Annotated in this window: 13 protein-coding genes; 6 read left to right on the top strand and 7 right to left on the bottom strand. The window is 56.7% G+C overall.

Annotated features, from left to right (window positions below):
* Positions 1-113 precede the first annotated feature (113 nt).
* Positions 114-722: a TetR/AcrR family transcriptional regulator gene (locus tag PS14A_RS18755; RefSeq protein WP_016773570.1), complete on the bottom strand. Its 609-nt coding sequence runs from the start codon at positions 720-722 to the stop codon at positions 114-116.
* A 211-nt stretch (positions 723-933) separates the two neighbouring features.
* On the opposite strand from PS14A_RS18755, the gene PS14A_RS18750 reads away from it, so the two are divergent.
* A complete protein-coding gene (locus tag PS14A_RS18750) occupies positions 934-1,989 on the top strand; it encodes an MBL fold metallo-hydrolase (RefSeq protein ID WP_212616947.1) in 1,056 nt (351 codons plus the stop codon).
* A 37-nt stretch (positions 1,990-2,026) separates the two neighbouring features.
* Here PS14A_RS18750 and PS14A_RS18745 read toward each other — a convergent pair whose 3' ends face one another.
* Positions 2,027-2,344, bottom strand: a complete 318-nt coding sequence (locus PS14A_RS18745; protein WP_212616946.1) for an XRE family transcriptional regulator — start codon at positions 2,342-2,344, stop codon at positions 2,027-2,029.
* Between the two features lie 93 nt (positions 2,345-2,437).
* Complete coding sequence (locus PS14A_RS18740) at positions 2,438-3,205, bottom strand: helix-turn-helix transcriptional regulator (protein ID WP_212616945.1); 768 nt, start codon at positions 3,203-3,205, stop codon at positions 2,438-2,440.
* 112 nt (positions 3,206-3,317) lie between these two features.
* Here PS14A_RS18740 and PS14A_RS18735 point away from each other — a divergent pair, with 112 nt between their 5' ends.
* Complete coding sequence (locus PS14A_RS18735; RefSeq protein WP_212616944.1) at positions 3,318-4,133, top strand: sulfite exporter TauE/SafE family protein; 816 nt, start codon at positions 3,318-3,320, stop codon at positions 4,131-4,133.
* Between the two features lie 76 nt (positions 4,134-4,209).
* Positions 4,210-4,899 carry a hypothetical protein gene (locus PS14A_RS18730; protein WP_212616943.1) on the top strand — a complete coding sequence of 230 codons (690 nt, stop codon included), beginning with the start codon at positions 4,210-4,212 and terminating at the stop codon, positions 4,897-4,899.
* Between the two features lie 3 nt (positions 4,900-4,902).
* Here PS14A_RS18730 and PS14A_RS18725 read toward each other — a convergent pair whose 3' ends face one another.
* On the bottom strand, positions 4,903-5,889 hold the full coding sequence (locus PS14A_RS18725) for a hypothetical protein (RefSeq protein ID WP_212616942.1): 987 nt from the start codon (positions 5,887-5,889) through the stop codon (positions 4,903-4,905).
* 188 nt (positions 5,890-6,077) lie between these two features.
* On the opposite strand from PS14A_RS18725, the gene PS14A_RS18720 reads away from it, so the two are divergent.
* A complete protein-coding gene (locus PS14A_RS18720) occupies positions 6,078-7,175 on the top strand; it encodes an HNH endonuclease signature motif containing protein (RefSeq protein ID WP_122602127.1) in 1,098 nt (365 codons plus the stop codon).
* 136 nt (positions 7,176-7,311) lie between these two features.
* Here the strand turns inward: PS14A_RS18720 and PS14A_RS18715 are convergent, their stop codons facing one another.
* The 3 genes from PS14A_RS18715 to PS14A_RS18705 all read right to left on the bottom strand — a co-directional run bounded on the left by PS14A_RS18715 (position 7,312) and on the right by PS14A_RS18705 (position 10,259).
* The gene (locus PS14A_RS18715; RefSeq protein ID WP_212616941.1) at positions 7,312-7,845 is read right to left on the bottom strand and encodes a Bro-N domain-containing protein; all 534 of its coding nucleotides are present in this window, start codon (positions 7,843-7,845) and stop codon (positions 7,312-7,314) included.
* A 352-nt stretch (positions 7,846-8,197) separates the two neighbouring features.
* Complete coding sequence (locus PS14A_RS18710; protein ID WP_016773579.1) at positions 8,198-9,448, bottom strand: ribonucleotide-diphosphate reductase subunit beta; 1,251 nt, start codon at positions 9,446-9,448, stop codon at positions 8,198-8,200.
* Between the two features lie 550 nt (positions 9,449-9,998).
* The gene (locus PS14A_RS18705; protein WP_016773580.1) at positions 9,999-10,259 is read right to left on the bottom strand and encodes a DUF2790 domain-containing protein; all 261 of its coding nucleotides are present in this window, start codon (positions 10,257-10,259) and stop codon (positions 9,999-10,001) included.
* A gap of 409 nt (positions 10,260-10,668) precedes the next feature.
* Here PS14A_RS18705 and acs point away from each other — a divergent pair, with 409 nt between their 5' ends.
* Together acs and PS14A_RS18695 are read left to right on the top strand one after the other, a co-directional pair.
* Entirely contained in the window at positions 10,669-12,624 is a 1,956-nt protein-coding gene (acs, locus tag PS14A_RS18700; RefSeq protein ID WP_212616940.1) for an acetate--CoA ligase, read from the top strand.
* Positions 12,625-13,318: 694 nt separating this feature from the next.
* Positions 13,319-14,092 (top strand): ABC transporter substrate-binding protein, encoded by a 774-nt coding sequence (locus PS14A_RS18695; protein ID WP_024014020.1) that lies wholly within the window; start codon positions 13,319-13,321, stop codon positions 14,090-14,092.
* Positions 14,093-14,163 lie beyond the last annotated feature (71 nt).

The raw sequence follows: 14,163 nt of genomic DNA, 5'->3' as shown, positions 1-14,163 counted from the left end.
TGGCAGATGGCTACTTATACAAAACTTAATAAAGTTGTACAAGAAAGGAATTTTTCACGAGTTTGTATAACTTTTTGCGAGATTAGTTGTACGCGGCTCGACGCGTCAGTGATTCACCGCTGATACAGTGCCAAGAACATCTCCAGCGCCGACTCGGCAACTGCATTCTGCGCGTCTGGATCAAGGGCAGCGCGACCCAGCGAGATCTGCGGCCAGAACGCGAATGCCTTGAGCAAACCTTGTACTTGATGCGCGGCAAATTCTGGATCCACCGGTTTGAGCCGTCCGTCGGCTTGCGCTGCGCGTATCCAGACGGTCAGGCCTTCCTCGCGTTCGCCCATGCGCTCGATCATGTTCTGCGCACGCTCAGGGGAATGAATGGTTGCGGCAATCGCCACTCGGGCGAGGGTGAGAAAATTCTCGTCAGCCATCATCTGAACTTTTTCTCGCAGCATCAGGCGCAGCTGCTCATGCAGCGGTTGCTCGCGGTCGTAGCTCACCGATGGCTCGGCAATGATCCGCGCCCACAACTGATTAAGGATTTCGGCGAACAGCTCTTCCTTGCTCGGGAAGTGGTTGTACACCGTCCGCTTGGACACGCCGGCCGTGGCGGCGATCTTGTCCATGCTGGTGATTTCGAACCCGTGGGCACGGAATTCGGCGATCGCCGCCTGGATGATGGCTTCGCGTTTGCGATCGGTGAGGCGTTGTGGAGCGGTCATGAGCGGGCTTCAGCAGAGAAGGGAGGAAATTACACTCGGCAGTTTACTTGGCGTCGCCTTTGATGCAACCTAGAAACTACACCGCTCGGTGTAATGTTGCGTTAATCCTCGCACCTTACAAACCAGAGCGTTTGGCCTTTGCGTGCAGCTTGGCCATCTTCATTTCCCGTGGAATACCGTGCAGCACACGGTTTTTCGGAGTCGTTCAGTCATGGCCAATCCAGTCTCACTCCCGGATAGCACTCCCACGCCTGAAGCCTCGCGCCAGGATCAAGGGCTGTTTCGCAATCATGCGCCGGTACAACGCGAAGGCCTGCGCAAAATGCTGCGGATCATGTGGAACATGATTTTCCACAAACCGCGCAACACGCGTCCGACCGCCGCCATTCCTGTGCAGCCGCTGACCCGTGAAGATCTGCTCGCAGCGCCCAATCACAGCGTTTACCGCTTGGGGCACTCGACGCTGCTGCTGAAGATGCGCGACAAATTCTGGATCACCGATCCGGTCTTCGCCGAGCGCGCCTCGCCGGTGCAATGGGCTGGCCCGAAACGTTTCCATCAGCCACCGATCAGCATCGACGAGCTACCGCCGATCGAAGCGGTGATCCTCTCCCACAACCATTACGACCATCTCGACTACGAAGCGGTACTCAAACTCGCCGCCAAAACCACGTACTTCCTGACTCCACTCGGCGTGGGCGACACCCTGATCAAATGGGGCATCGACGCCAGCAAGGTGCGCCAGTACGACTGGTGGCAGGGCACCGAAATCGCCGGTATCCGCTTCATCGCCACCCCATCGCAGCACTTCTCCGGCCGTGGCCTGTTCGACGGCAACAGCACGCTGTGGGCGTCATGGGTGATGATCGATGCCGACACACGAATCTTCTTCAGCGGCGACAGCGGTTACTTCGACGGCTTCAAACGCATCGGCGAACAATACGGCCCGTTCGACCTGACCCTGATGGAAACCGGCGCCTACAACGTCGAATGGCCCCACGTGCACATGCAACCGGAAGAAACCCTGCAAGCCCACATCGACCTCAAGGGCCGCTGGCTCTTCCCGATCCACAACGGCACCTTCGACCTGGCCATGCACGCCTGGCACGAACCTTTTGACCGCATCCTTGCGCTTGCATGGGAGCGCAGTATTGCGATTACCACACCGCGGATGGGGGAGGCGTTCAACCTTGCGCATCCACAACGGGGGAGTGCGTGGTGGATGGCGGTTGAAGAGGAGAGTGATGCGGTGGTACAGAACGCATGAATCCGTTCAGTTGGTGAGGGGCGTCCCCCTCGCCAGCTTAATCAGCCATCGCAAAATCCCCACGCCCCACCGATTCCCCCGCCATACCCTGCGCCCTGACACTGCGCCCCGGTGCAAACCCCGGGAAAAACACCAACCCCTGCGCTTCAAACCGATAAGCCAGTGCCAGTCTTGCGGCGTCCGCCACGTCCTGCTGCGCTTCGAACCGCTGGATATCTGCCACCGCCACCTCGGCTTCGCGCGACAGTTGTTCAATGCTCCAGCCCAGCATGGCGCGGGCCTGGACGCAGTGGGTCGGGGTGAACTGGAAAAGGGCAATGCGTTCGAGGACGTGGTTCATCGCAAGAGAGGCCATGGTGTGCTCCGGGCTCAAAAGTGCTGATTGAAAATGTACTGTGTTTTTGTACAGTTGTTTTCGGCCGGGATCAAACGCATTTTTCGAATTTGCCTAGTTCGTCGGCTCCAACCAGACGGACGGTGCCTGTCCCAGCACACGCCGAAACATCGTCGAAAACGCCGCCGGGCTCTCGTAGCCAAAGTCCAGGGCAATCCGCGTCACCGCTTCCCCTGCCGCCAGCCGTGCCAGTGCCTGAATCACACAGGCCTGCTGGCGCCACTGACGAAAGCTGAGCCCGGTCTGCTGCCGAAACAATCTGTTAAAGGTACGCAAGCTTATGTGTAACTGATCGGCCCAATCCTGCGGCGATTGGTGGGCATTGGGCATGTTCAGAAAGGTCTGACACAGACTGAGGAGCTTTCCTTCGGCTGGCATGGGAATGTGTAGGGCAAGGGGCGCGCTGCGTGCCAGTTCATGCAACAGCAAGTTGATCAGCACACCGTCGCGTCCGGCCTGGTCGTACATCAGTGGCACGTCCACCGCTTCCATCAGCAAATGCCGCAGCAGCGGCGACACATTGAGCACTTGGCAGTCCGGCCCCAGATCCACGTTGCCCGGTTCGACATACACACTGCGCGTGCTCACCCCGAGCATCAACACCTCATGGGCCACGCCCGGTGGAATCCACACCGCGCGCTGCGGCGGCACCACCCAATTACCGTTCCGGGTGCTGACTTGCATCACGCCTGTTGCGCCGTAGAGCAATTGCCCACGGCGATGCGTATGAAACGGGAGTAGGTGGCCGTGGGAATAATCGGTACCGATGGCCACGACCGGGCGAGGCGTGCCATCGAGCTGATTGATCGAAATATTGCGCATCAGGCGTGTTCCAGCGATTGGCGTAAACGCGAACATTATTGGCCCAACTACTGAAGCCGGCCAGTGCATCACGCTCTAATGTCCTGGGCTCCCCCGATCCTGGACGCCCACCATGTTCTTCCTCCTGCTTACATTGTTCGGCTGCCTCACCGGCATCAGCGCCGTGCTCTTCGGTTTCGGCGGCGGCTTCGTCATCGTGCCGCTGCTCTATCGCATGCTCACCGCCAGCTACGCAGCCGACGACCCCATCGCCCAGTCGGCCATGCACATCGCCGTGGCCACCTCGACCTGCGTGATGATCGTCAATGCCTTGATCGCCACACGCAAACACCTGCGCGCGGGCAATCTGCTCCGGGAATACCTCTGGCCATTGGGCGGGTTTATCGGCGTGGGCGCGATCGTCGGCGCCATCGCTGCGATGTGGGTCAGTGGCGAAGTGATCCGCTACGCCTTCATCGCCTATCTGGGCGTGACCATCGTCGATTGCCTGCTGCGCCGAGGATTTCTCACACAGTCCCAAACCACATTCCCACGGCGACTGACCACGACGGAAACATCCGCCGGCGGTGTAGGCATCGGCGCCATCGCGACCTTCCTAGGTGTAGGAGGAAGCGTCATGACCGTGCCGCTGCTGCGCCGTTGCGGGTTGAGCATGTCGCAAGCCACATCGATGGCCAATCCGCTCAGCGTGCCGGTAGCGTTGGCCGGCACACTGACGTACATGGCGCTGGCCGGTTTCACCGGGGCTGATCTGGGCGTTTGGTATATCGGGTATGTCGATGTGCTGGCGTTTGCGCTGCTGACGGTTGGCTCGTTGCTGGGGATCAGATTGGCAGCGCGGTGGATTGGGCGGATACCGGATCGGCTGCATGCCTGGATCTATATTGGTTTGCTCATCGTGGTGCTGCTGAGCATGTCGCTCAAATGAATCGTTGATTGACCCAGGCGAAAGAAATCAGAATCGGCGTCGGGCGTTGCCCTCCAGTCTTCAGCAGAGAACCACGATGTTGATCTTCAATTGCACCGAAGCCGCCAGCAAGTTTTTCAGCCGTGTCCATAAAGGCAAAACGATCACGCCGGTGGACACTAAACCGCCGTCATCAGTTATTGAGGATGATGAGCTGAACGGCGCGGACGAACAGTGGTTGGTTCATGCGATCACGGTGCAGCGCAAACATGTGTTGTTGGTCCTGCACATCAAAACCCGCTATTGCGTGATCCTGGCCGATGCCAAAAAGGCCGACGCCGAAGGGTTTGTAGCGTGGTTTAACGAGCGTTGGCGCGAAGGTCTGATCCGCGATGCAATCAATCATGACCTCATGCAATGGGTTGATGCGGGGACAATGACCGATCGTCTCGAGCTGAGTCGCGAGTATCGTTTTTATCGCCGTGGCCATCGCAGCGCACAAAAGCACATCGAACAAGTCGCCTGGTTTTTCGAGGATTGCGCGGCAGAGTGGGGCTGTTTGCCCCAAGGCGAACGTGCAGCTATCGGTTTCGATGCGCGGATGAATTCGCAAATTCGAAACACCAAGGACCGAAAAGATTACTTTCGCCCTGATGAAGAAATGCTCGCTCATTGGCTGCGCCAGTATTGCGGAGTGGAAGATCTGGGCGTTCAGGCTGCACTTGAGCGACGCAGGGAGGCGGATCGGGAGATTCGAGCGTTTGAAGAAGGGGCACGCATCAACTGAGCGTCACTCCAACCCCGGCGCTTCACGAATAATGAAGTGATCCAGGTTCTCGATATTGGCATTGAAGACCTCGAAAGGCTTCTCGGGGTTCTTCTTGCCGGGCACCTGCTTCAACTCCGGCGTCACCCCATAGAAGAAACAGAACAACGCCTTGTCGCTATCCACAGCGTGTTTGATCTCTTCCAGAAACGCCTTGCGCTTGCGGTAGTTGTCGATCAGCTTCTTGTTCAGATAAACGCTGACCGGATACGGCTTTTTCTTGCTGTCTTCGGGCTTCTTGAACCAGACCTTGTCCTCGAAGTCGATCCGAAAACTGGCACTGTGGAAGTCCTCAATCTTCTTGATCCGCCCCCAGTAAATCAGCCCCTTATTGTCCGTCAGATACTCGATCTTCTTGAAGAACGAACTGTACGGCGCCGTATGCTCGCCAATCTTCAACGGCATGCGCTTGAGCAAATCCTTGTCGGCGAAGTTGGAAACAAAACACTCCACCGGATGCGCAAACACACTGGTCTTGTCCGGCGCCGACTCACGACCCACCGACTCTTTACCACTGTCCGCCGCCGCCCGCACCGGGTCATCGCGCAACACATCCGCCGCCCCCGCTGGCGCGACAGGCTTGCGCACATACTCACGCCGGGTCAGCAATAACTCCGATGGGAAATGCTCCTCACGCCCGTCATCCACCTCGCCATCCGCCGTCTCAACGCCAGACGCCGACGCCTTCGAACTCACATACGGACAACCCGCCACATGCTGCGTCGTGGGCAGATTCTTGAAGTGCGGCGTGCGAACGTAATTCACGTTCTTGGCGTTGAACGTGCCCAACTCGTTGGAAGCCTCGAACGCCGCACGACAGGCATCGTTGGGGCACTGGAAGTGTTCCTTCGCCGAGTCAAACGCCACAGTTTCATCGAAATTGAGATCGCGAACGTCATAGATCGACAACTTGTCGTCGAGGCTGAGGCAGTAGGCGAGATCGAATTTCATGGTGGGGCTCGGATCCTTGAGGAGAAGATGGCGCGTTAAGACGAGTAAACGAGTTAGGGGGAGCACGCCGATATTAAAGGCAACGCCTGGAAATAGTGGCTCTTTGCTCTGTCATGTATTGAAACCCTTTTGGAGTTTGGCGACTATAGGAATTTTCCTACAGCCATTGACTACAAAGGGCGGCACTCGTGGTGATCAAAGCGGTCTCGAAGGAACGAATAGGCAACGCGATGCTGGAGTTTGATCACAAATTTCGGAGTAGGCCTGAGTGGCAAGGCTGGGAAAAAAACCAATCGCATCGTTATGCCATTGAAGCGGGCGGGGTCCTGTATCCAGCGAAGAAAATTGTCTCTTTGGCGACTGGCGTTGCGGTAGGCGATTTTTCGGGTGGGCATCCGACCAACAGTTACCTTAAGAAGCGAGGCTTCACTATTGTGGAGTTACCTCGTGAAGAAGGTGAGCTTTTGTTGCAGTTCACGCCAGGGGTTGTTTATGACCGAAAAACTGAAATCAATGGACCGTTCGGTGGTAGTCGCCAAAGTGGCATTGCAGCGTCAGCTATCTATCCAGTGATTTTTTTGTTTACTGGCGATAGCGGTGAACAATACGGTTATGCAGATCGTTGGGACGACGGCGCATATCTTTACACCGGTGAAGGACAGCGAGGTGCGATGACTTTGACTCGTGGCAACCGCGCCATTGCTGAGCATGCCGTGGACGGCCGAGCACTGCATTTGTTTAAGTCACTCGGCAAAGGTAAAGGCTGCGCTTATGTAGGTGAATTTTCTTGTGCAGATATGTTCACGCGGATTCAACCTGATGTAACTGGCCAGGATCGTGCGGCTATTGTTTTTCGACTAGTCCCTGTCGGTATTTCTGGCGGAACGATTGAAGTTGGTGACGAGTACGAGGACAAGGCTGACCTTCCCGAGTCTCTGGCTGCTGCGCGGCTGGTCGCGGTGGCTGCGTGTAAGCTTAGCAGTGATGGATTCGGACAATCCGCCCCCCGTAAGATTTATCAGCGTAGCCGGAAGGTCTCGTTCTACGTATTGATGCGTGCTCAGGGAATATGCGAAAGCTGTGAGATGCCTGCTCCATTCTTGAAGAAAGATGGCACACCCTATTTAGAACCTCATCATGTGAATAGGCTCTCCGATGGTGGTTTAGACCACCCACGGTATGTGGCAGCTGTATGTCCAAGTTGTCACCGGGAAATTCATTCTGGGGTGCATGGCGCATTGGTGAATCAGAGATTGAAGCTTCGGTTGGAAGCAATTGAAGGTTGAATATTCCAATCACGGTTGTTCTTTTTCCTACCCATACGATCGCCGAGGGTGCGAACCCTCGGTCGATATTGAATGGCTGTCATGAACTGCTTATGAAGAGTCGTGGGGCTCGAAAGTGCTCCTATAAACACGTCACCTAGCCCATTGAGCGCTTCGAAGATTGGAACGCCTGAGCAACTCGTCGCCACCAAGGTCGAATCGGAGTTGCTCTCCGCTGCGTCTGATCATTTAACAGGTGCGGCATATCCCGTAGCCGAATCCAGCCCTCATCCTGCCAATGCAGCAAACTCAACGACATCTCCGGCCAATCCAACAAGCTCAACATTGGCCGATTTGAATCTCCCGAATCCGCAGCGTCACGCAAGGTCGGCACGACCTCGTTGGTGAGCCATTCACGCAATAACCGATTTCCCGGAACGTAGTGATAGACCAACAGCGCATAAACCCCAGACTCACTGAGCATCAGATGCTGTTCAGGTTCTCGAAAGTACTCAATCCACATAACGCGGCGCTGGTCGCTATCTAGCTTGTTGACCACCCGATCATTCAGATGGAAACCCATCAAACGGCCGACATCGCGGGCGGAGAACCAAGGCTGGTTCTCTAATAGAAGGGCATGTAGAGAAAGATTGTGGCGAGAGAAGACGGTTACCGAGCATGGATCAGACATATCTATGACCTCTACGTTTTGGATTTTAGGAGAGCCTGGCCCCAACGTAGAGTGGACTTAAAAAATCCCAACGTGCAGGCAATCACTACCGACGACGTACGCGTCTGTAAGTTGACCATGCTTTCTACGTTGGGCGTTTCTTAGGCACCTGAAATTGAGCTTAGAGGTGCTTGTGGTAGGTATCAATGCGGAAGCGGCTGTAACTGCTGTAGGAGATTTGGCGCTGAGATGTAGGGATGGAAAGGGATTACCCATCACCTATAAAAAAGCCCCGATCAGATCGGGGCTTTTTGCTTTTTCGACTTGTCGACTCAGACCGCAATCGTCAAATCGTGGCGAGTGAGACTATTAGTTAGTCCCAGCTCAACGCCCCACCAGTCTGATACTCAATAACCCGAGTCTCAAAGAAATTCTTCTCTTTCTTCAAGTCCATAATCTCGCTCATCCAAGGGAACGGGTTAGTCGTCCCTGGATATTCCTCTTTCAAACCAATCTGCGACAAACGACGGTTAGCGATGAATTTCAGATAATCCTCCATCATCGCCGCGTTCATACCCAACACCCCGCGAGGCATGGTGTCACGCGCATATTCAATCTCCAGCTGCGTACCCTGCAGAATCATCTGGGTCGCTTCTTCCTTCATTTCCGCATCCCACAGGTGTGGGTTTTCGATTTTGATCTGGTTGATCACGTCGATGCCGAAGTTCAGGTGCATGGATTCGTCGCGCAGGATGTATTGGAACTGCTCGGCGACGCCGGTCATTTTGTTGCGGCGGCCCATGGAGAGGATTTGGGTGAAGCCGCAGTAGAAGAAGATGCCTTCCAGAACGCAGTAGTAAGCGATCAGGTTGCGCAGCAACTCTTTGTCAGTTTCCGGGGTGCCGGTTTCGAACTTTGGATCGGAGATCGAGCGGGTGTACTTCAGGCCCCAGGCTGCTTTCTTCGCGACCGATGGGATCTCGTGGTACATGTTGAAGATTTCGCCTTCATCCATGGCCAGCGATTCGATGCAGTACTGGTAGGCGTGGGTGTGGATCGCTTCTTCGAAAGCCTGGCGCAGGATGTACTGGCGGCATTCCGGGTTGGTGATCAGGCGGTACACGGCCAGGACCAGGTTGTTGGCAACCAGGGAGTCGGCGGTGGAGAAGAAGCCGAGGTTGCGCATGACGATGCGGCGCTCGTCGTCGGTCAGGCCTTCCGGGTTTTTCCAGAGGGCGATGTCGGCGGTCATGTTGACTTCTTGCGGCATCCAGTGGTTTGCGCAACCGTCCAGATACTTCTGCCAGGCCCAGTCGTACTTGAATGGCACGAGTTGGTTGAGGTCGGCGCGGCAGTTGATCATGCGCTTTTCGTCAACGGCGACACGGGCGGAGGCGCCTTCGAGTTCGGCGAGGCCTTCGGCGACGTCGAGGGAGTTCAGTGCAGCCTTGGCGCGGGCCACGGCGGCCGAGTCGTCGGCGGTGACGGCGCGGGCTTCCAGCGCTGCGGCGCCGCCGGCGTTGTCGAGGCGGTCCATGTTGGCTTCGCTTGCGTGGCCGGCGTTGGCGCCTTTCACGGTTGCGACTTCACTGTCTTCTTTATCGAATTCGTCCCAGCTCAGCATGACGTGTCGTCTCCTGCGTGAGGGCTTGTGCCCGTGTGAAACCTGAAGGGTTGGTTTTTCACACGGCCAAACAAGCCGCGTTGGATGTCGTTTTTTGCAGCGATGCACGCAGGCAAATAAACAGAAATTTTGACGGGTTCCGAGAGCCTCTGATGGGCGCAATCAGCGTCTGGCACTGTTGCGGGGCTTCAGAATGGCTTTTGCTCCCTGTAAGGGAATATTGCTGACCCGTATAGGGCGGCATTATAGGGAAATTTTTACCGGCGTGGTGCGGCGAATCGGCTCATGGCGAGGCCGAGGAGGGGGCGGATTTCGGTCCGACCGAGGGATTACAGGGCTTTGCGCGGAGTCGAGGCCGGCAGATTTTTTTTCGTTAAATTTTTGGCGGGTGATTTTCTGTTTAAAAAATAGCCAGAAAAGCGCGTTTTTCACTATATCTAGTGTTTTGCAAGCCTTTTTCGCGGTTCCAGACACAACTGAGCCCGACCGAAGTCGGGCTGGAATCGACCCTCAATGTAGCGCTGAGCGATCCGATTCGGTGCAGTCTGATTCAGTTCGTGCAGCCGTTGCCCATGATGCTGTAGCGCAGGATGTGGCGTTGGCCTTTGGAGTCGTCGTATTCCATTTTCGCCGGTACTACTTCGCACACATTTGGAATTTCGCTCATCGATACAACTTTGGCGATGTCCAGATGCGTGGAGTAAGTGTATTCCTCGATGACCGGTTGTTGCTGTGCGACATCAGTCGGGACCTCATCTGCCATGGCGGTTGCGCACAGACTGCTGAGGGCCAGAACCAATAAAGCTTTCATTTCTAATTCACCTTTTTGAGGTCGAGTGGGGTCACGCAACCTTTTTAGGGTTGCGTGTGGAGCTTGAGTATTTGATGCGTTACTTGGAGAGCTGGATTAACGGCCTTCGTGGGGGCTGTAACGTTGTTAATCGCGGTTGCCTTGTTGGCGAGGTGAATTTTAGGGCGCTGGGGCCGGGGTAAACAGAGCGGGTTTTGATAAACACTTTTGGCATATTTGGTAACAATCCCTCGCGCGGCCCCTTTAGGAGCTGTCGAGTGCAACGAGGCTGCGATCTTTTGATCTTGCTTTGAAGATCAAAAGATCGCAGCCTGCGGCAGCTCCTACAACCATCGTCGAATGGTTCTATGGGGCCCACCCGGCTACAACGGGGTCATACAAAAACAACTATTACACCGAGGTAGGAAAGATGAGTGCGGCTTCTCTGTATCCCGTTCGTCCCGAGGTTCTGGCAAACACGCTGACTGACGAGGCGACCTACAAAGCCATGTACCAGCAGTCGGTCGTCAACCCTGACGGCTTCTGGCGCGAGCAAGCCAAGCGTCTGGACTGGATCAAGCCTTTCACCACGGTGAAGCAGACGTCGTTCGACGATCACCATGTCGACATCAAGTGGTTTGCCGACGGCACCCTGAACGTTTCCTACAACTGCCTCGACCGTCATCTGGCCGAGCGCGGCGATCAAGTCGCGATCATCTGGGAAGGCGACGATCCTTCCGAGAGCCGCAACATCACCTACCGCGAACTGCACGAGCAAGTGTGCAAACTGGCCAACGCCCTGCGTGGTCAGGACGTGCACCGTGGCGATGTGGTGACCATTTACATGCCGATGGTCCCCGAAGCCGTGGTCGCCATGTTGGCCTGCACCCGGATCGGCGCGATTCACTCGGTGGTGTTCGGTGGTTTCTCGCCGGAAGCGCTGGCCGGTCGCATCATCGATTGCCGTTCGAAAGTGGTGATCACCGCCGATGAAGGCATCCGTGCCGGCAAGAAGATTTCCCTCAAGGCCAACGTCGACGACGCCCTGACCAACCCGGAAACCAGCAGCATCCAGAAAGTCATCGTCTGCAAGCGCACCGGTGGCGATATCAAGTGGAACCAGCATCGCGACATCTGGTACGAAGACCTGATGAAAGTCGCGGGCACTGTGTGCGCGCCGAAAGAGATGGGCGCCGAAGAAGCGCTGTTCATCCTTTATACCTCCGGCTCGACCGGCAAGCCGAAGGGCGTGCAACACACCACCGGCGGTTATCTGCTGTATGCGGCGATGACCCACGAGCGCGTGTTCGACTACCGTCCAGGCGAAATCTACTGGTGCACCGCCGACGTCGGCTGGGTTACCGGCCACAGTTACATCGTCTACGGCCCGCTGGCCAACGGCGCGACCACCGTGCTGTTCGAGGGTGTGCCGAACTACCCGGATATCACCCGGGTGGCGAAGATCATCGACAAGCACAAGGTCAACATCCTCTACACCGCGCCGACCGCGATCCGCGCGATGATGGCCTCGGGTCAGGCGGCGGTTGAAGGCGCCGATGGCAGCAGCCTGCGCCTGCTCGGTTCGGTCGGTGAGCCGATCAACCCGGAAGCCTGGGACTGGTACTACAAGAATGTCGGCAAGTCGCGTTGCCCGATCGTCGATACCTGGTGGCAGACCGAGACTGGCGGCAACATGATGAGCCCGCTGCCGGGCGCTCACGCGCTGAAGCCGGGTTCGGCGGCGCGTCCGTTCTTCGGTGTGGTGCCGGCGCTGGTCGACAACCTCGGTAACATCATCGAGGGCGAGGCCGAGGGCAATCTGGTGATTCTCGATTCGTGGCCAGGCCAGGCGCGTACGCTCTATGGCGATCACGATCGTTTCGTCGATACCTACTTCAAGACCTTCCGTGGCATGTACTTCACCGGTGACGGCGCGCGTCGCGATGCGGACGGTTACTACTGGATCACCGGGCGCGTGGACGACGTGCTCAACGTTTCCGGCCACCGCATGGGCACCGCCGAGATCGAGAGCGCGATGGTCGCGCATCCGAAGGTGGCCGAAGCTGCGGTGGTGGGCGTGCCGCATGACATCAAGGGGCAGGGCATCTATGTCTATGTGACCTTGAAGAATGGCGAGGAGCCGACCGAGCAGTTGCGTCTGGAGCTGAAGAACTGGGTGCGCAAGGAGATCGGCCCGATTGCTTCGCCGGACGTGATCCAGTGGGCGCCGGGGCTGCCGAAGACCCGTTCGGGCAAGATCATGCGCCGCATCCTGCGCAAGATCGCCACGGCGGAATACGACGGGCTGGGGGATATCTCGACCCTGGCGGATCCGGGTGTGGTGCAGCATTTGATTGATACGCACAAGACCATGAATGTTGCTTAAGCGTTAGAAGCATAGGAGCCCTGTCCGGTGATGCCGGATGGGGCTTTTTTGTGCCTAGTGGATTTGTGTTGATCGGGCTGGCCTCTTCGCGAGCGGGCTCGCTCCCACAAGGAAACGGGCGCATTTCAAATGTGGGAGCGAGCCTGCTCGCGAAGGCGATCTGTCAGACAGCGCAGGAGTCAGCTGTAGGAACCCGCAACACCCCAACCAATAATTATCGATCTCCCCCGTCAGACCTTTCCCGCTGTTACCCGCCACAACCCAATGTGTAACCGCCCGCGCCAAACCGGGGCGAAGGGAAACGCGGTGCGCCGTTTTAGAGCCGCCAAAGCCCCGCGGAAAAATAAGACATAACGCTGCGCTTGCCGGATTAGAAGGGTTTGCGAATAATGGGCCCGCAACTTGCAATATGTATCGGTTCACTGTCTTTTGCTCTTGCATGAAATTGCAGGGCTGTCAATGAGCTCAAACCGCTTTCTCGGTGCATCTGTAATTAGTTGTCGCATTGAAGAAATATCGGCTTCGGGCCTGTCGTTAGAATGCCGATCACTCGCTCATCGTGGCTGACGTTGAAATCGCCTGCGGTTTCAACGGGAAATTTCCGCCGATGCGCAACCGATTTCCGATTCACCCATTCGCATATTGGGCTGTCGCTCACTCTGCCGTTTTTGCCCTTTACCGATGGAGTCCCAAGATGAAGAAACTTGTGCTGCTTGGCGCCCTGGCACTGTCCGTGCTGTCGCTGAATGCCGTCGCTGACGAAAAACCTGTGAAGATCGGCATCGAAGCGGCTTACCCTCCATTCGCTTCGAAAGCACCGGACGGCAGCATCGTCGGTTTCGACTACGACATCGGCAACGCGCTGTGCGAAGAGATGAAGGTCAAGTGCGTGTGGGTCGAGCAAGAGTTCGACGGTCTGATCCCGGCACTGAAAGTGCGCAAGATCGACGCCATCCTGTCGTCGATGTCGATCACCGAAGATCGCAAGAAGTCGGTCGACTTCACCAACAAGTACTACAACACCCCGGCGCGTCTGGTCATGAAGGCCGGTACTCAGGTCAGCGAAGGTCTGGCTGAGCTGAAAGGCAAGAACATCGGCGTACAGCGTGGCTCGATCCACGAGCGTTTCGCCCGCGAAGTTCTGGCTCCACTGGGCGCCGAGATCAAGCCTTACGGTTCGCAGAACGAAATCTACCTCGACGTGGCTGCCGGTCGTCTCGACGGTACCGTGGCTGACGCCACCCTGCTGGACGACGGTTTCCTGAAAACCGACGCCGGCAAAGGTTTCGCGTTCGTTGGCCCGGCCTTCACCGACGTCAAATACTTCGGCGACGGCGTAGGTATCGCAGTGCGCAAGGGCGACGCCCTGAAAGACAAGATCAACACTGCCATCGCGGCCATCCGCGAAAACGGCAAATACAAAGCAATCCAGGACAAGTACTTCGCCTTCGACATCTACGGCAAGTAAGACGTCTCTGCGACAAGTCCGAAATGGCGCAAGCAACAGAATCTCTGCGGTTTGCGCCATTTTTTCATCCC

This window comes from Pseudomonas sp. 14A (assembly GCF_018132745.1).
Classification (GTDB): domain Bacteria; phylum Pseudomonadota; class Gammaproteobacteria; order Pseudomonadales; family Pseudomonadaceae; genus Aquipseudomonas; species Aquipseudomonas mercuritolerans.
The sequence above is the reverse complement of the archived record's forward strand: the minus strand, read 5'-3'. Positions and strand labels throughout refer to the sequence as shown.